Here is a 17,654-nt window from a genome sequence, read left to right on the forward strand (position 1 = left end):
AAAAAAATTATTGTTGACCCTCAACCTTTTTAATTTCACACAGCGAGACATGAAAAGGCTATACCCGGCATGAGATCGGGCCGCTGTTCACGGGAGGGTGAATTTGCTGACTGCCAATGGCGACAGTGTATCGACGCTTGGCGCGCGCATGCGCAAGCAGCGTCATCGTTTGTCCCTGACTCTACAGCAGTTGGGCGAAGCCTCCGGCGTGTCCGTGGGCTATCTCAGCCAAGTCGAACGGGGCCGGGCCACGCCGTCGCTGGGCACCCTGTCGCAGATCGCCGTGGCGCTTCAGGTCGATGTCAGTTTTTTCATCCATACGCCTAAGACCCAAGACAGCCTGACCCGTGCGGCTGAGCGTCCGCGCTTTGCCGTTTCGGGCTCATCCATCGAATATGAAAAGATCGGCGCGGATTTCCCGGGCCATGAGCTGTCCTCCTACATCATGAACGTGCCGCCGGGCTATGCCTCGGAAGAGGTCGTCCATGAGGGCGAAGAGGTGATCTATATCCTTGAGGGAGAGATCGCGCAGGTCGTCGATGGGGGGGAGCATATCATGCGGCCCGGCGACAGCCTGCATTACCTCGGCAGCAGCCCGCATTCGTGGTCCAACAAGACCGACAAACCCGCCCGCGTGCTTTGGGTGGGGCGGATGCAATATGAACAGGCCGCTGGCGCCAATAGAATACGTCCGAATGAAGGGGCAGTCGCCACCGCATTCGCGTCGTCTCGCCCGTAAGGGCGTATCACCTGCGGCGGATACCCCGCTGCCAAGAAACAAACCAACCAGGAGAGAGAATATTATGTCTTTTACAACGAAATTGGCCACCGGTGCCATGCTGGCGGCCCTTGGGGCCTCGGCGGTATCGGCCCAATCGCTGGTCTATTGCTCCGAAGGCTCGCCCGAGGGTTTTGACCCTGCGCTGTACACAGCCGGCACCACATTCGACGCCTCCAGCCACCCGATCTACAACCGTCTGGCCGAGTTCAAAGTCGGCACGACCGAAGTCGTGCCTGCGCTGGCCGAAAGCTGGGAAGTCAGCGAAGACGGCATGACCGTGACATTCAAGCTGCGTCAGGGTGTGAAGTTCCACTCCAACGACCAGTTCACGCCGACACGCGACTTTAACGCCGACGACGTGATCTTCAGCTTTGACCGTCAGGGCAACGAAGAAAACCCCTATCACACCGTCTCGGGCGGCACATGGGAATACTACGGCGGCATGTCCATGCCCGATCTGATCGAGAGCATCGAGAAGGTCGACGACTACACCGTGGCCTTCAACCTGACCCGTCCCGAAGCGCCCTTCATCGCGAATATGGCGATGGACTTTGCTTCGATCGTGTCCAAGGAGTATGCCGACGCGATGATGGAAGCGGGCACGCCGGAAATGGTGAACCAAGCGCCCATCGGCACTGGCCCGTTCAAGTTCCAAGCCTACCAGAAAGACGCGGTCATCCGTTACCTGCGTAACGACGACTACTGGGGCGATGCGGCCAAGGTTGAAAGCCTGATCTTCGCGATCACGCCCGACGCCTCCGTGCGCTACCAGAAGGTGCAGGCGGGTGAGTGCCACGTGATGGCATATCCGAACCCGGCTGATGTTCAGGCGATGAAAGACGCCGAAGACATCGTCGTGATGGAACAGGAAGGTCTGAACGTCGGCTATCTGGCCTATAACACGCAGGTCGCACCCTTCGACAACGCCAAGGTCCGCAAGGCGCTGAACATGGCGATCGACAAGCAGGCGATCATCGACGTGGTGTTCCAAGGCTCTGGCGAAATCGCCAAGAACCCGCTGCCGCCGACCATGTGGTCCTACAACGACGCCATCGAAGACGACAACTATGACCCCGAGGCCGCCAAGGCAATGCTTGAGGAAGAGGGCGTCAGCGATCTGTCGATGAAGATCTGGGCGATGCCGGTTCAGCGTCCCTACAACCCCAACGCCCGCCGCATGGCCGAGCTGATGCAGGAAGACTTCTCCAAGGTTGGCGTCGATGTCGAAATCGTCTCCTACGAATGGGGTGAGTATCTGGAGCGCTCCAAGTCCAAGGACCGTGACGGTGCCGTGCTGCTGGGTTGGACCGGCGACAACGGTGACCCAGACAACTTCCTCGCGGTTCTGCTGGGCTGTGACGGTGTCGAAAAATCCAACCGCGCCCAGTGGTGCAACGAGGAATTCGACGCGCTGATCCAGAAAGCCAAGGTTCTGCCGACCCAAGAAGAGCGTGCGCCGCTTTACGAAGAAGCGCAGGAAATCTTCAAGGACCAAGCGCCTTGGGCCACCATCGCGCATTCGGTCGTCTACATGACCATGCGCCCTGAGGTTGAGAACTATGTCGTGCACCCGCTGGGTGGCCACATCTTCAACCAAGTTGGCCTGAAGCAGTAACCCTGCCGCTTTGACCAAAGGGGGCGGCATCCTGTGCCGTCCCCATTTTATTAACCTCGCCAGCTCGAAAGCCAGCCCATGTCCCCTTCGCTGAATGATCGCCTGTCGGCCTATGCCGATATCGCCGCTGACCTATCGGTCGATGCCGTGGCGCTGGTGCCCGGCCCGAATTTCACCCGCGCCGTCGACCATGCCTTCATGAGCCACGAACGCCCCTTCGTTCTGGTGATCCCCGCCCGCGGCCCCGCCGCCGCCTTGGTGCCGAACCTTGAGTTGGGCAGTTGGGAGTTGGTCGGTTTCGACGGGGCCGTTTTCGATTGGCGCGACCAGACAGGCTATGACGATGCCTTCGCCGCGCTGACGCAGCATCTGAACATTACCTCGTTGGCCGTTGAGGGCCAAGTGATGCGCGTCTTCGTGCATCACGCGCTGAAGAAAGCGCAGCCCGACTTGCGGATCATCGACGCAGAGCGCGAAATTTCCGCCCCGCGCATGATCAAGACCGAGGCCGAGGTCGCCGCCCTTCAAGAGGCCATCGACATTTCCGAACGCGCCCTTCGCGCGACGCTCGACTTTGTGAAGCTCGGCCAGACCGAGAAAGAGATCGAACAGAAACTGGTTCAGATGGTTTTTGCCGAAGGGGCCGATGATCTGTCCTTCGCCCCCATCGTCGCCGCCGGTGACGGCTCGGCCCGCCCGCATGCCAAAGCGCGTGAGGATTACCACGTCAAAGCAGGCGATGCGCTGCTGATCGACTTCGGCGCGCGGAAGGACGGCTTTGCCGCCGACATCACCCGCACCGTTTTCCTTGCCCATGTCAGCGACGAAGGGCGCGCGGTGTACGATACTGTGCTGCGCGCCAACCTTGCCGGGCTGGAGGCCACCCGCGCAGGCGTCACCGCGCATGAGATCGACGATGTGGTGACCGGCGTGCTCGAAGCCTCTCCTTTTGCCGACCGCATCCGCACCAAGACCGGCCACGGTCTGGGCCGCGATGTGCATGAAGCGCCCTATATCATGCGCGGCAACCACATGACTTTACCCGCCGGAACGGTGTACACCAACGAACCCGGTCTCTATGAGATCGGCAACTTTGGGGTGCGCATCGAAGATGACGTGCTGATCACCGAAGATGGCTACAAATCCCTGACCAACTTTCCGAAGGAACTGATGGTGCTCCCGTGCTGAAATATGTCTTGTCGCGCCTTGCGACCTTCATCCCCACCTTTATCGGCGTCACGCTGATATCATTCGCCTTCATCCGCTTGCTGCCCGGCGACCCGATCGTCGTCATGGCCGGTGAGCGTGGCATTTCCGAAGAACGCTACCTCGAACTGCAACAGCAGTTTGGCTTTGACCGGCCGATCTATGTGCAGTTCTGGGATTACTTCACCGGCGTGATACAGGGGGATTTGGGCACGTCCTTCGTGACCAAACGCCCGGTCTGGGATGAGTTCTTCTCGCTTTTCCCCGCCACGCTGGAGCTGTCGCTCTGCGCGATGATCTTCGCCGTGGCCTTGGGCCTGCCCGCAGGGGTGATCGCGGCGGTGAACCGGGGCAAGTTCTTTGACCGGGCGCTGATGTCGACCGCGCTGGTGGGCTATTCGATGCCGATTTTCTGGTGGGCGCTGCTGCTGATCATCGTCTTTTCCGGTAACTTGGGTTGGACGCCAGTCTCGGGCCGGATCGACCTACTTTATTACTTCCCCAACGCCACCGGCTTCATGCTGATCGACAGCATTGCCTCCGGGCAGGACGGGGCGTTCCTCTCGGCGCTGCGGCACCTTCTGCTGCCGACCATAGTACTGGGGACGATCCCGCTGGCGGTGATCGCGCGGCAGACCCGTTCGGCGATGCTTGAGGTTTTGGGCGAGGATTATATCCGCACCGCCCGCGCCAAGGGCATGTCGACGGGCCGGATCAACGGCATCCACGCCCTGCGCAACGCGCTTATCCCCGTCATCACCGTGATCGGCCTGTCGGTCGGCACGCTGCTGGCGGGCGCCATTCTGACCGAGACGATCTTTAGCTGGCCGGGCATCGGCAAGTGGATGGTCGACAGTATCTTCCGCCGTGACTACCCGGTGGTTCAGGGTGGCCTTCTGCTCATCGCCGTCATGGTCATGGTCGTGAACCTCACCGTCGACATGCTCTACGGCATCATCAACCCGAAAATCAGGAAACGCTAATGGACGACGCACTCTCTGCCGAAGCCGAAATGGTGCACGACCGCCCCGGCCGCTTGCGCGAATTCTGGTTCTATTTCCGTGAAAACCGCGGGGCCGTGATCGGCCTGTGGATCTTTGCCATCTTCGCCGTGCTGGCGCTGTTCGGCCCATGGATCGCCCCGCATGACGCAACTCAACAGTTCCGCGCAGCCACGCTACAGCCGCCCGTCTGGCAGGACGGTGGCACTTGGAGCCACATCCTCGGCACCGACCCGCTGGGTCGTGACATGCTCTCGCGGCTGATCGTTGGCGCGCGCTACTCCTTCTTCGTGGGCATCGTGGTGGTGACCATCGCCGCCTCGGGCGGGATCATCATCGGCCTCATTTCGGGCTTTGCGCCCAAGTGGGTCGACACGATCATCATGCGGATCATGGACATCATCTTGGCCTTCCCGTCGCTCTTGCTGGCTTTGGTGCTGGTGGCAATCCTCGGGCCGAGCCTCACCAACGCGATGATCGCCATCGCCATCGTGCTACAGCCGCATTACGTGCGCCTGACCCGCGCCAGCGTGATCTCCGAGCGGCAGAAGGACTATGTCACCTCGGCCCGCGTCGTCGGCGCCAGCACGCTGCGGCTGATGGTCGTGACCGTGCTGCCGAACTGCCTTGCGCCGATCATCGTGCAGGCCGCGCTGTCGTTTTCGACCGCGATCCTCGATGCGGCGGCCTTGGGTTTCCTCGGCATGGGCGCACAGCCGCCGACCCCTGAATGGGGCACCATGCTGGCCGAAGCGCGCGAGTTCATCCTGCGCGCATGGTGGGTCGTTACCTTCCCCGGTCTTGCGATCCTCGTCACCGTGCTCGCGATCAACCTCATGGGCGACGGTCTGCGCGACGCCCTCGATCCGAAACTGAAGCGGAGCTGATTGATGTCTCTATTGCGTATCCGCAACCTCTCGGTCGATTTTGCCACTGCCTCGGGCAAGTTCCGCGCGGTCGACAGTGTCGATCAGGATGTCGACACCGGTGAAATTCTTGCCATCGTCGGCGAAAGCGGCTCGGGCAAATCGGTCTCGATGCTGGCGCTGATGGGGCTGCTGCCCTGGACCGCCACCGTCACCGCCGATGAGCTGACCTTTGACGGCCACGACCTGCTGACCATGGACAAACGCGCCCGGCGTAAGATCGTCGGCAACGATCTGGCGATGATCTTTCAAGAGCCGATGTCCTCGCTCAACCCCTGTTTCCCGGTGGGCTGGCAGATCAAAGAGTCGCTCCGCGTGCACCTCGGCCTGAACCGTGCCGAACGGCACAAGCGGGCGATTGAACTCTTCGAGCAGGTCGGCATCCCGGACCCGGAAAAGCGCCTGTCAGTCTTCCCGCACCAGATGTCGGGCGGGATGAACCAGCGGGTGATGATCGCCATGGCGATTGCCTGCAAGCCGAAGCTGCTGATCGCGGATGAGCCGACCACGGCGCTCGACGTGACCATTCAGGCGCAGATCCTCGACCTGCTGACCTCGCTGCGCGACGAGACCGGCATGGGGCTGGTGCTGATCACCCATGACATGGGTGTGGTGGCCGAAACCGCCGAGCGCGTGAGCGTGCAATACGCGGGCCAGAAGATCGAGGAGCAGCAGGTGCTGCCGCTCTTCCGCGAACCGCACCATCCCTATACGGCAGCGCTGCTAGACGCGCTGCCCGAGCGCGCGACCGAAAAGCGCCTGCCGACGATCCCCGGCGTGGTGCCCGGCCAGTTCGACCGGCCCGCGGGGTGCCTCTTCTCTCCGCGCTGCAAATTCGCCAACGACAAATGTCGCGCCGAGAACCCGCCGCCCTTGGGCGAGGATCTGGGTAAGGCGCGTTGCTTCTATCCGCTCAACACCAATGAAAGGGCCGCGTCATGACCGCCCCCGTAATGACCGCCGACGCGCTGCAGCGTCACTATCAGGTTGGTGGCGGCTTCCTGCGCAAGACCCAGACGCTCAAGGCCGTCGCGGGTCTCGATTTCGAACTGCACCCCGGCAAGACGCTGGCCGTGGTGGGCGAGAGCGGCTGCGGCAAGTCCACGCTGGCGCGCATGGTCACGATGATCGAAGAGCCGACCGCAGGCTCGCTCACGCTCGACGGCAAACCGGTGCGACCCGAGGATTGGGCCGACCTGCGCCAGCATGTGCAGATCGTCTTTCAGGACCCCTATGGCTCGCTCAACCCACGCCAGCAGATCGGCACGATCCTGCAGGAGCCCTTGGTCATCAACCGCAAGGACATGTCCAAGAAAGAGCGCGAGGAGAAGGCACGCGAAATGCTGCGCCTCGTCGGTCTGCGGCCTGAGCATTACGACCGCTACCCGCATATGTTCTCGGGCGGGCAGCGCCAGCGAATCGCGGTGGCCCGGGCGCTGATGCTCGACCCCAAGGTGCTGGTGCTGGACGAGCCGGTCTCGGCTTTGGACCTGTCGATCCAGTCGGCGATCCTGAACCTCTTGGTCGATCTGCAGGAGAAGATGGATCTGGCTTATCTCTTCATCAGCCATGACCTGTCGGTCGTGCGTCACGTCGCCGATGACGTGATCGTCATGTATCTCGGCCGCGCGGTGGAGAAGGGGCCGAAGGACGAGGTTTTCGACAACCCTCGCCACCCTTATACGGCGGCCCTTCTGTCGGCCACGCCGCGCGCCGACCCCGAGGGCGGTAAGGAGCGGATCAAGTTGCAGGGCGAGCTGCCCTCGCCGCTCGCGATCCCCGAGGGCTGCCCCTTCGCGCCGCGCTGTTGGAAAGTGCAGGATGTTTGCCGCAAGGAGCGCCCCCCGTTGGAGGGCGCACCGCATCCGGCGGCTTGCTACTTCCCCGTCGACAAATGAGGCGGGCGCGGGTGGCTCAGACCACCTGCGCCACCACGCCGATGCAATCGCCCATCTTGACCAGCCCCGGCACATGCCGGGCGGTCAGGATGCCGCTAAGCTGCGCGTGGGCGAGGATCGCTGGCTGACCGCTGCGGTCGCTGGGCCAGAGCCGGGCGATGGGCTGGCCCTCGGTCACCGCGTCACCCAGATCGACCAGCGGCTCCAACAGGGCCGTGGTCTCGCTAAAGGTGAAACAGCGCCCGTCGGGCATGTCGAGCATCACGCTTTCGGCCACCTCCGGCTCCCCTTGCAGAATGCCCGCGTGGATCAACAGGTTGCGCGCGCCTTTGCGCGCCACGGCGATGCTCTTGGCTGTCGATGTGCCCGCGCCCCCCAACTCGGTGGTGACAAAGACCTTGCCCTGCTCCTCGACCTCGGTGTCGAACATGCCGCGGTTGTCGATCTCTAGCATTTTCATGGAGTAGGGCGCGTTGAACGCCTCCATCGCGGCCATGCAAGCGGCCTCCTGCCGCTTGTCGGGCAGGATATGCGCAGCGGCGAAGGGCAGGAAATCCAGCGTGCGCCCGCCGGAGTGGTAATCCAGCACAATATCGGCCAGCGGCACTAGTTCGGTGGCGATGTAATGCGCGATCTTCTGGGTCACCGTGCCGCCCGGGTTGCCCGGAAAGCTGCGGTTCATATTGCCCCCGTCGATGGGCGAGCAGCGGCGGCCTGCGGCAAAGGCGGGTTGGTTCATCATCGGCAGTATGATGACGCGACCGGTGACCTGCGCCGGATCCAGTGTGGCGGCCAGTTCCTGCAAGGCAATCGGGCCTTCGTATTCATCGCCGTGGTTGCCGCCGGTCAGCAGCGCCGTGGGGCCGTCGCCGCCATTGATGACGGTGATGGGGATCATCACGGACCCCCATGCGCTGTCATCGCGGCTGTAGGGCAGGCGCAGGAAACCGTGATGCGCGCCGGGTTGGTCGAGCGGGATGGTCGGGGTGATGGGATTGCTGGTCATGCGGAAACAAACAACTTTCGCGGTGTGGTGCAGAAACATTCATGGCCGGTCTCGGTGATGCGGATCGGCTCGGTGATCTCAAGCCCGCCATCGTCGAGCCAAAGCGCGGGCATGAAATGGAAGGTCATGCCAGGCTCTAGGATCGTCTTGTCGCCACGGCGGAAAGAGATGGTGCGCTCTCCCCAGTCCGGCGGGTAGCTGATGCCGATGGCATAGCCGCAGCGGCTGTCCTTTTCGAATCCCGCCTTGTTCAGCGTGGCGTTAAAGGCATTGGCGATATCCTCGGCCCGGTTGCCGGGTTTGGCCTGTTCGAGACCCGCGTCAATCGCATCCAGCACGGCGCTTTCCGCGTCGCGGTATTTCTGCGGCACATCGCCAAAGAACAGCGTGCGCGACTGGGGGCATTGGTAGCGCCGGTGCGCGCCTGCGATCTCAAAGAACGTCGCCTCATTGGGCTGCATGGGCCGGTCGTCCCATGTCAGATGCGGGGCGGTGGCGTCCATGCCCGAAGGGGCCATGGGCACGATGGCCGGGTAATCGCCCCAGAACCCCTGTGCGCCGCGGATGCCGGTGGCATAGATCTCGGCCACCAGATCATTCTTGCGCATGCCGGGCACGGCGACTTCGAGAATGCGGACGTGCATCTCCTCGACGATGCGGGCGGCGCGTTCCATATATTCGATCTCGCGCTCGGATTTCACCGCGCGTTCCCAGTTCACCAGCGCCGTCGCATCCATGAAGGTCGCCTTGGGCAGTTTGGTCTTGAGCGTGTCATGTGCGCGGGCGGAGTAATAGTAGTTGTCCATCTCGACGCCGATGCGCGCCTGCTCCAACCCCATCTCGCTCAGCAGGGCCGAGAGGTCTTCCATCGGGTGTTTTTCGGGGTTCTGGACGTAGCTGTCGTCATAGCCGCGAATGCAGTCGTCCTCCATGAAGACCGTTCGCCGGGCGCCAAGCGCATCCATGCCGCGGCCCCACCAGACCGGCTCCCCCTCATGGGTCAGGATCACCGCTTGGTAAACATAGAACGACCACCCGTCATAGCCCGAGAGCCAAGACATGTTCGACGGATCGCTGACGACAATGGCATCGAGATTGCGCGCAGCCATGGTCTTGCGCGTTCGGTCGACCCGGCGCTGGTACTCGCTGTTTGTAAAATTCGCCTCATAAGTGGTCATAGGCCAGCCCCTTTCATGTCTGGTTACCCGAATAATGCGATCCGGCCAGAGGGGCCGGGATCACGGAATGATGCCTTGCGCATGGGCGCTTGGCATGTCGCAGTCGAACAGACGGCCATAGCCATCGGGGCGGCCCGAAAGCCCGCCCATCCGTTGCAACGCCCAGCACAGCGCTTGGTTGGAGGTCACGACCGGTTTGCCCAAGGCGGTTTCGATCCGGTCGATTACGTCGACACCACGCAGGGACGTGCAGGAGAGGAAAAATGCCTCTACTTCTGGTCCGTCCAATGCTTTGGCGCCGTTGATGATGCTCTCGCCGTCGATCCGCGCCATGTCGCGGTCGTCTTCCAGCGCGAAGGCGCCGTTGCGCATGACCTCAAGCCCTTGATCGTTGAAATAGGCGGCGAGGGGGGCGGCGGTGTCGGGCAGATAGGGGGTCAGCATCGCCACCCGCGTCACGCCAAGCGCGGCAAAGCCTGCGATGGCGGCAGAGGCGGGGGTGATGACGGGCACGCCGGGCAGCCCCTCGCCAATCGCGGCGCGCACTGCCGGGTTGCCGATGGCGACCGAGGCCGAGGTGCAGCAAAAAGCGATGGCCGAAAGCTGGATACCCGGCACCAGCAGTGCCGCCGTGCGGGCCATATCGGGGGTCATGGCGCGCAGCCGGTCGGGTGTGGTGGGGTTCTCAAAGGCGATCCGCGCCACATGCAGCGCCGCCTGCGCCGGGTCGATCAGCCGCGCGGCGTCGCGTTCAAAGGTCATGTCGGTCGACAGCAGCATTGCCCCCAGCCGCACGGGGTCATCTTCACGCAAACGGCAATCAAGCGTCTCGCTTTGCACAGGGGGTGTCACCTGAATATTCCTTTGACCTAGACGACAAGCACGGGGCATTTCGCGAGCCCCGTAACCTTGTGAGAGACCGACCCCAAGAGATAGCTGTCACCCGTGGCCCCAAGGCCGCGCGAGCCGATGACGATCAGGTCAACCTCATGTTTCTTGGCAAATTCCGTTACCGCCCGCGCGGGGCGGCCAGAGCGGACGAAGGCGCGGACATTCTCGACGCCCGCGTCTTTCATCAGTTGCTTGCCGTGGGTGATAATCTCGGTCGCATGGGCCTGCATGGCGTCGTCGATATTGCCCGGATCGTTCACCCGCACCATGGACAGCGACGCCTCCAGCATCGAATGATGCCGGTAGATCGTCAAAAGCGTCACTTTCGCCCCGGTCAGCTTGGCCATCTCTGCCGCCTTCATCAGTGCGCGGTCGGCATTCACCGAGCCGTCATAGGGGGCGAGGATATGGGTGAACATGACGCTCTCCTCTTATTTCGCAAAGGCCAGATCGCGCAGGAAGAGGGCGATCTGCGGGAAAAAGATCAGGGCAACCGAAACGCTCAGCAGCATGATGATGAAGGGCGGGGTGCCGCGGATGACCTCCATATAGGGCCGTTTGAAGACCGCGATAGCGGTGAAGATGTCACAGCCGAAGGGCGGCGTGGCCGAGCCGATGGCGACTTGCAACGTGATGACGGTGCCGACCAGCACCGGGTCGAGGCCGACCGAGTCCACGACCGGTGCGAAGATCGGCACGAAGACGAGGATCACGACGATGGGGTCCACGAACATACAGCCGATGAAGAAGGCCGCCGAGATCACGAAGAGCACGCCAATCGGCCCCATGCTGTCGATCCCGATGCCGGTCAGCACCGCTTGGGGAATCTGCGCGAAGGAGATCACCCAAGAGAATGCCGCACCCGCCGCGACGAGGATGAAGACCACGGCGGTAATCAGCCCGGTCGATTTCGCGGTCTCATAGATGCCGGCAAAGTCGATTTCCCGAAAGACGATCATCTCAAGGAAAATGGCATAGAGCACGCAGGCCGCTGCCGCTTCGGTTGGGGAGAAGACACCGCCGTAGATGCCGCCGATGATGATCGCCGGGAAGCCCAGGGGCCAGAGCGCTTGACGCACCGCGCGGAAACGCTCGCCCCATGTCGCTTTCTCTTCGGTGGGGACGTTGTGGCGGTAGGCGTAGATCACGGAATAGACCGAGAAGAGCGCGAGGATCAGCAGCCCCGGCCCGATGCCCGCGATGAAGAGTTCGGCAATCGACGTGTTGGAGACGACGCCGTAGATGATCATCCCGATGGAGGGTGGGATCAGGAAGGCGATGTCGGAGGAGTTCACGATCAGCGCCAGCACGAAACTGTCTTTGTAGCCCGCCTTGAGCATCCGGGGCCGCAGCGGGGAGCCAACGGCGACGACCGTCGCCTGTGTGGAGCCCGAGACCGCGCCGAACATGGTGCAAGCCGCAGCGGTGGCGACCGCGAGACCGCCCTTCATATGGCCGACGAAAGACATCACCATATCGATCAGCCGCCCGGCGGATTGGCCGCGCGTCATGATGTCGGCGGCAAAGATAAACATCGGCACGGCAATCAGTGAGGCGGGTCTGACCCCTGCCATCATCTGCTGCACCATCGTCTCAAGCTGGCCGAAACCGCCGAAGAGCGAATAGAAACCGACGAAAGCCCCCACGATCAGCGGGATCATCATGGGAAAGCCGAGCAGCAGCAGAACGACCATGACAGAGAAAATGGTGACGGCCATGGCTCAGACCTCCCGCTCGTTGTCGTCGTAGCCTTCGAGAACGCTGGTCGACAGGTAAATATCTGGTTCAATGATGTTTTTGATCGCGGTCAGCAGGTATTGCAGCCCGGTCATGAAAAAGCCGAAAGGCACCCAGACCAGCGTCCACCAGACCGGCACTTGCAGCGCGGGCAGCAGGCGGCCGCGTCCGGCTTGGGTCATGATGTATTGCAGGGCGTACCAGGCAAGGCCGAACATGAAGACGGCGGTGACGAAGGCGATGAAGATCATCAGCATTTTGCGCGGGCGCGGGGGGAGGGCGTCGAAAATCGCCGACATGCGGATATGCCGCCCATGCCGCGCGGCATAGGAGATGCCCGCAAAGGTGATGAGAATGATCAGGATGCTGTTCAGCTCTTCGGAAAAGAAGATCGAGCTTTGAAAGACGAAACGGCCCACCACGTTGGCAATCGTATTGGCGGCCATCAGCAACACCCCAGCGGCGAGCATTACGGACTCAAGCCAGCTGATTGCGTTGTCGATCGTGCCCAGAGGGCCGGGGAGGGTGGATTTATAGGTGCCCACAGGGGCGTCATCGGTGCCGGTGGTATCTGTCTGAGATTGCAGTTGCGAACTGTGGTTGTCTTCCGTCACCGGCGTCATCCCGTAGATGGTTCAAATGGATCGCGTCAAAATAAGGTCACCCCCCGGCGATGCCGGAGGGTGAGAAAGTCGTTTACTTGACGGCTTCAAGGTCTGCCTTGAATTGGTCAAGGATTTCCTTGCCGCTGTCGCCTGTCATTTCGATGAAGGCTTCTTCGACCGATGCGGCCTTGTCTTTGAAGGGCTGACGCTCTTCTTCGGACAGGATGTTGATCTGCATGTCGGGCTTCGCCTTGGCGATGTTATCCAGCGACTTTTCCTGCAGGCCGGACTGGTATTCGAGGATGTATTCGAATGCCGCGTCAGAGGCGTTCTGAACCACCTCTTTGTCCTCATCGGACAGGCCGTCATAGAAATCCTTGTTGGCCATCACAGCGGTGGTGAAGTTGTTGTGGCCGATGCAGGTGATGACCTCGGTCACCTCATACATCTTGGTGGATTCCAGATAGAAGCCGGGGTTTTCCTGACCCTGAATGATGCCGGTTTGCATCGCGCCATAGACTTCGCCCCATGGCAGCGGTGTTGGCGTGGCACCAAAGGCTTTGTAGCTTTCCACCAAGAGCGGGTTGGTCATGACGCGGAACTTGACCTCGTTGAGGTCTTCGGGCGTTTTGACCGGCTCTTGTGTGGTCATGCAAACGTCACCCTCGGGGAACATCTTGAGCAGTTCCAGACCCTGTTCTGCATAAAGCTCGGGGAACATTTCGTTGATGGCCTTGGAGGTGCGGAAGAACTCGAACAGTTCCTCGTCGTCCTGCGGCAGCAGGTAGGGCACGAAGAAGACCTGCGCCTCGGGGATCAGCGCGCCGGTGAAGCCGGGGGATTGGTCAACGAACTGAAGAATGCCGGCCTGCGCTTGTTCCATCGTGTCAACGGATTCACCCAATGTGCCATAGGGGAAAAGCTGCACTTCGTGGTCGGAGTTCGCTTCGACCTCTTCCTTGAATTTCTGGGCGTATTTGCCCTGCACCTCGTCCAGTGCCTCTTCGAATGCATAGCGCCATGTGTCGGCGGAGGCCGCGCCTGCGACGCTTGTCACGGCTGCGAGGATACCCCCGGTGATAACGGTCTTGAAATTAGCCATCTGTCTCCCTTTCATTTATTGCCCGCGCAGCACAAAGGCCGCAGCGAAACTAATGTCCTGACTGCTAGATCATTTAAACCGATCCCAATCATGTCAATGTGAATATTGATCCATGACAATTTGAGACGCTCTCACAGTCATTCCGCCCTACCCCTGTTGCGTAATCTTGCATCGATCATGCGAATCCCCCGGGCGAATTCGGGAAAGGATTGCCCCCCGATCGAGACGCGAAGCCCCGGGTGGCGGTCGGGCGGGCCGATGGCGAAACTGGCCCCATTGGCCACGGCGACCCCGCTTTCGCGGATGGATTTGACCAGTTCGGCCTCTTCGTAAATGTCGTGACAGGGCAGCCAGAGGTGCAGCCCGTTCGAACTGGTCCGCATGTCGAGGCCGCGAAACACATTGGCGGCGAAATCGGCACGGTCGCGCAGGGCCAATTGCTGACGGTTGAGCAGGGTTTCGGCGGTGCCTTCTTCGATCCAGCGCCCGGCGATCTCGGTCATCATATTGGTGGCCATCCAACTGGTCACCATATGCCGGTTGGCCGCCGAGGCCCCAAGGTGATCCGGCACCACCAGATAGCCGACCCGCAGCCCCGGCAGCAGGCATTTCGTGAGGCTGGTGAAATAGAGCACCCTTTCCGGGGCCATGGCCGCCATCGGTGGCGGCGGCGCGTCTTGCAGCGGCCCCCATGACTGGTTTTCGATGATCAGCAGGTCATGGCGTCTTGCCACCTCGATCACCGCGGCGCGGCGGCTTTCGGTCATGGTAAAGGCCAGCGGGTTGGCCCCGTTGGGGATCAGGTAGACGGCTTTGACAGGCTCTTTCGCGCAGATCCGCTCCAGCGCTTCGGGGCAGATGCCGCCCGCGTCGACGGTCACCCCTTGCAGGCGGATGCCCAAAAAGCGGGCGAGGGGGCGCAGGGTGTGATGGCCGATGTCTTCGCTGACGATCAGATCGCCCGGTTGGGCCGCCGTCATCATCGCCACAGTCATGGCGCTGGTGCTGCCGTTGGTGGGGATTACCGCCATCCCCTCCAGGTCCAGCCCGCAGAGCGAGAGCCAGCGCCGCACTGCGCTGCTGCTGTCCCCGGCGCGGAGGTCTTGGCGAAACCCGCCCATCATCGCGCGGGGCAGGGAGCGGGCCATGGCGCGGAGCGTCTTTTGCATCGCCTCTTCATGGGCGTGATCCAGCACAGGTTTCAGGATCGACATATCCAGCAACCGCCCGGCGGCCTTGCGGCTGACGAAGGGCATGGAGATCTCATCGCTCGCCGCGCGCACAAAAGTGCCGCGACCCACCTCACCGACGATCTTGCCCGCCTCGACCAGCTTGTCATAGGCGCGGCTGACGGTCTGCACGCTCAGCGACAGGTCAAAGGCCATCTGGCGCTGCGTCGGCAGGCGGTCTCCGGGTTTGAGCACGCCGTTCTGTATCGCCGTTTCAATCGCCTGAACGAGTGAACGATAGGCAGGGCGGGTCAGGGATCCGGGGTCTGGGCGCCATTTTGTCATGATCTGGATGATCACCACAATCATGACAATTGACAAGTCCGGCATGCGCTCGCATGAAGCGGATATGAGCTTTGTCAAACTCGATAAGCGCGATATCGCGGTGCTGTCGATCCTCTCTCGCGAGGGGCGCATCGCCAAATCCGCGCTTGCCGACAAGGTCAACCTGAGCGCCACCGCCTGCGGCGAACGGCTGTCGCGGCTGGAGGCTGCGGGCATCATCACCGGCTATCAGGCCCATGTCGCCCTGCGCCGCATCGCCCCGCATGTCACCGTCTTTGTGCAGGCCGAATTGGGCAACCACCGGGCCGCGGCGTTTCAGCGATTCGAGGCCGTGATCGCGCAGCATGATGAGATCGTGCAGTGCTGGGCCTTGGGCGGCGGCTTTGACTATCTGCTACAGGTCGTCACCCGCGACATCGACAGCTACCAGCGTCTGATGGATGCGCTGTTGGACCAGCAGGCCGGGCTGAGCCGCTACTTTACCTATGTCGTCACCAAATCGGTTAAATCGGCACCGCTGCCGCTGTCGCTCCTGCTGCCCGAGGGCGAAAGCTGAGCCGCCGTAGTTTTTCCGGCGGGCCGGGGGGCGCGCCGCAAAACCTCCTGCCGATCGGCTGATATTCGGTCAAACCCGCGCCGCATCCTGTATTACCTTCGGGGCAATTCATCCCAAGGAGGTGCCCGATGACCAAGATGATCCCAACCCCCGCCGATGGTCTGCCCGCGCTGACGCGGGGCGCACTGGCCCGCCACTTTGCCTATGTCGATGGCGCATGGGTCGCGGGGGCGCAGAGCGATGATTTCAACGTGACCGATCCGGCCAGCGGCGCGGTGCTGGGCGCGGTGGCCAAGCTTAGCGCCGAAGACAGCCGCGGCGCGGTGGATGCCGCCCACGCTGCCTTTCCCCATTGGTCGGGCCTTCTGCCGCAAGAGCGCGGCGCGATCCTGCGGCGCTGGCGCGACCTGATGCTGGAGAACCGCGAAGATCTGGCGCGGATCATGACCGCCGAACAGGGCAAGCCCATCTCCGAGTCGCGCGGCGAGATCGACTATGCCGCGTCCTTCTTTGAGTTCTATTCCGAAGAGGCCCGCCGCCCGAACATCGAAGGCGTCACCTCGCATCTGCCGGACGCCGAGGTGGAAATCTGGCGTGAGCCGGTGGGCGTGGCCGCGCTCATCACCCCGTGGAACTTCCCCTCTGCCATGCTGACCCGCAAGGCGGGGGCGGCGCTGGCGGCGGGCTGCACCGTGGTGGCGCATCCTTCGGCAGAAACGCCCTTCTCAGCGCTGGCGCTGGCCGAATTGGGCGAACAGGCAGGGCTGCCCAAAGGGGTGTTCAACGTCGTCACCGGCGAGGCGCCCGAGATCGTGAAACCGTGGATGGAGGACACCCGCGTGCGGGCCATCTCTTTCACCGGCTCCACCGAGATCGGCAAGCTACTGTACCGTCAGGCATCGGACAGCGTGAAACGTCTGGTGCTGGAGCTCGGCGGCCATGCACCTTTCATCATGTTCGATGATGCCGATATGGACCGCGCCGTCGAAGAGGCGATCAAAGCTAAGTTCGCCACCTCAGGTCAGGACTGCCTCGGCGCGAACCGCTTCTTCGTTGCCCGCGACAGCTATGCCACCTTCTGCGCGCGTTTCACCGCCGCGACCGAAGCGCTCACCGTGGGCATCGGGGCGGATGACCCCGACATCGGCCCGTTGATGAACGAGAAAGCCGTGGCCAAACAGGAGGAACACGTCAAAGATGCGCTTGACCGTGGGGCGCGGCTGCTTTGTGGTGGCAAGCGTCACGCGGCGGGGCCGCTGTTCTTTGAGCCGACGGTGCTGGCGGACGTGCCGCCCGATGCGCTGATCATGCGCGAGGAAACCTTTGGCCCCGTGGCCGCCATCGCGGCTTTCGACAGCGAGGATGAGGCGATCCAGCGGGCCAATGACACGGAGTATGGCTTGGTGGCCTATGTCCACAGCCAAGACCCGCGCCGCATCTACCGCGCCAGCCGGGCGCTATGTTTCGGCATGGTGGCGGTGAACCGCACCAAGGTGACCGGCGCGCCGATCCCCTTTGGCGGCACGAAACAATCGGGGATCGGGCGCGAGGGATCGCGGCTGGGGCTCGAAGCCTTTACGGAAGTCAAATACGTCTGCCGTGACTGGGCCTAAGATTTGAAAGATACGGCGCAAAGCC

The 17,654-nt window shown here is 62.3% G+C and carries 17 protein-coding genes; 9 read left to right on the forward strand and 8 right to left on the reverse strand.

The genetic code is table 11. The features are described from left to right. The first annotated feature begins 148 nt into the window (after positions 1-148). The 7 genes from ACGYK9_RS11770 (at position 149) to ACGYK9_RS11800 (ending at position 7,427) form a co-directional block, all read left to right on the forward strand. Positions 149-739, forward strand: coding sequence for a helix-turn-helix domain-containing protein (locus ACGYK9_RS11770; RefSeq protein WP_394402040.1), 591 nt, complete (start codon positions 149-151; stop codon positions 737-739). A 64-nt stretch (positions 740-803) separates the two neighbouring features. After that, positions 804-2,396, forward strand: coding sequence for an ABC transporter substrate-binding protein (locus ACGYK9_RS11775; RefSeq protein WP_394414714.1), 1,593 nt, complete (start codon positions 804-806; stop codon positions 2,394-2,396). A gap of 78 nt (positions 2,397-2,474) precedes the next feature. Further along, on the forward strand, positions 2,475-3,584 hold the full coding sequence (locus tag ACGYK9_RS11780; RefSeq protein WP_394414717.1) for a M24 family metallopeptidase: 1,110 nt from the start codon (positions 2,475-2,477) through the stop codon (positions 3,582-3,584). Then, complete coding sequence (locus tag ACGYK9_RS11785; RefSeq protein ID WP_209216797.1) at positions 3,578-4,585, forward strand: ABC transporter permease subunit; 1,008 nt, start codon at positions 3,578-3,580, stop codon at positions 4,583-4,585. Before ACGYK9_RS11780 ends, ACGYK9_RS11785 begins: the two co-directional genes overlap by 7 nt. Then, positions 4,585-5,490 (forward strand): ABC transporter permease subunit, encoded by a 906-nt coding sequence (locus tag ACGYK9_RS11790; protein WP_394414720.1) that lies wholly within the window; start codon positions 4,585-4,587, stop codon positions 5,488-5,490. The genes ACGYK9_RS11785 and ACGYK9_RS11790 overlap by 1 nt, the downstream gene beginning before the upstream one ends. A gap of 3 nt (positions 5,491-5,493) precedes the next feature. Further along, the gene (locus tag ACGYK9_RS11795; protein ID WP_067262560.1) at positions 5,494-6,471 is read left to right on the forward strand and encodes an ABC transporter ATP-binding protein; all 978 of its coding nucleotides are present in this window, start codon (positions 5,494-5,496) and stop codon (positions 6,469-6,471) included. Further along, positions 6,468-7,427 carry an ABC transporter ATP-binding protein gene (locus ACGYK9_RS11800; protein ID WP_394414723.1) on the forward strand — a complete coding sequence of 320 codons (960 nt, stop codon included), beginning with the start codon at positions 6,468-6,470 and terminating at the stop codon, positions 7,425-7,427. Before ACGYK9_RS11795 ends, ACGYK9_RS11800 begins: the two co-directional genes overlap by 4 nt. Before the next feature lie 16 nt (positions 7,428-7,443). Here ACGYK9_RS11800 and doeB read toward each other — a convergent pair whose 3' ends face one another. The 8 genes from doeB to ACGYK9_RS11840 form a co-directional block, all read right to left on the reverse strand. Beyond that, positions 7,444-8,433, reverse strand: coding sequence for a N(2)-acetyl-L-2,4-diaminobutanoate deacetylase DoeB (gene doeB / locus ACGYK9_RS11805; protein WP_394401583.1), 990 nt, complete (start codon positions 8,431-8,433; stop codon positions 7,444-7,446). Beyond that, entirely contained in the window at positions 8,430-9,611 is a 1,182-nt protein-coding gene (doeA, locus tag ACGYK9_RS11810) for an ectoine hydrolase DoeA (protein WP_394414726.1), read from the reverse strand. Before doeA ends, doeB begins: the two co-directional genes overlap by 4 nt. A gap of 60 nt (positions 9,612-9,671) precedes the next feature. Beyond that, positions 9,672-10,463: an aspartate/glutamate racemase family protein gene (locus ACGYK9_RS11815; protein ID WP_394414729.1), complete on the reverse strand. Its 792-nt coding sequence runs from the start codon at positions 10,461-10,463 to the stop codon at positions 9,672-9,674. A gap of 17 nt (positions 10,464-10,480) precedes the next feature. Further along, positions 10,481-10,921, reverse strand: a complete 441-nt coding sequence (locus tag ACGYK9_RS11820) for a universal stress protein (RefSeq protein WP_067262549.1) — start codon at positions 10,919-10,921, stop codon at positions 10,481-10,483. Between the two features lie 12 nt (positions 10,922-10,933). Further along, positions 10,934-12,220 carry a TRAP transporter large permease gene (locus ACGYK9_RS11825; RefSeq protein ID WP_067262546.1) on the reverse strand — a complete coding sequence of 429 codons (1,287 nt, stop codon included), beginning with the start codon at positions 12,218-12,220 and terminating at the stop codon, positions 10,934-10,936. Positions 12,221-12,223: 3 nt separating this feature from the next. Beyond that, positions 12,224-12,862 carry a TRAP transporter small permease gene (locus ACGYK9_RS11830; RefSeq protein WP_394414732.1) on the reverse strand — a complete coding sequence of 213 codons (639 nt, stop codon included), beginning with the start codon at positions 12,860-12,862 and terminating at the stop codon, positions 12,224-12,226. A 73-nt stretch (positions 12,863-12,935) separates the two neighbouring features. Continuing rightward, a complete protein-coding gene (gene dctP / locus ACGYK9_RS11835) occupies positions 12,936-13,946 on the reverse strand; it encodes a TRAP transporter substrate-binding protein DctP (protein ID WP_394414735.1) in 1,011 nt (336 codons plus the stop codon). A gap of 137 nt (positions 13,947-14,083) precedes the next feature. Next, complete coding sequence (locus ACGYK9_RS11840; protein ID WP_394417388.1) at positions 14,084-15,460, reverse strand: PLP-dependent aminotransferase family protein; 1,377 nt, start codon at positions 15,458-15,460, stop codon at positions 14,084-14,086. Positions 15,461-15,482: 22 nt separating this feature from the next. On the opposite strand from ACGYK9_RS11840, the gene ACGYK9_RS11845 reads away from it, so the two are divergent. Beyond that, positions 15,483-16,016 (forward strand): Lrp/AsnC family transcriptional regulator, encoded by a 534-nt coding sequence (locus ACGYK9_RS11845; protein WP_394410831.1) that lies wholly within the window; start codon positions 15,483-15,485, stop codon positions 16,014-16,016. Between the two features lie 128 nt (positions 16,017-16,144). Beyond that, positions 16,145-17,629 (forward strand): NAD-dependent succinate-semialdehyde dehydrogenase, encoded by a 1,485-nt coding sequence (locus tag ACGYK9_RS11850; RefSeq protein WP_394410834.1) that lies wholly within the window; start codon positions 16,145-16,147, stop codon positions 17,627-17,629. Positions 17,630-17,654: the final 25 nt, after the last annotated feature.

It is taken from the genome of Sulfitobacter sp. 1A15258 (genome assembly GCF_043557045.1).
GTDB classification, from domain to species: Bacteria; Pseudomonadota; Alphaproteobacteria; order Rhodobacterales; family Rhodobacteraceae; genus Sulfitobacter; species Sulfitobacter faviae.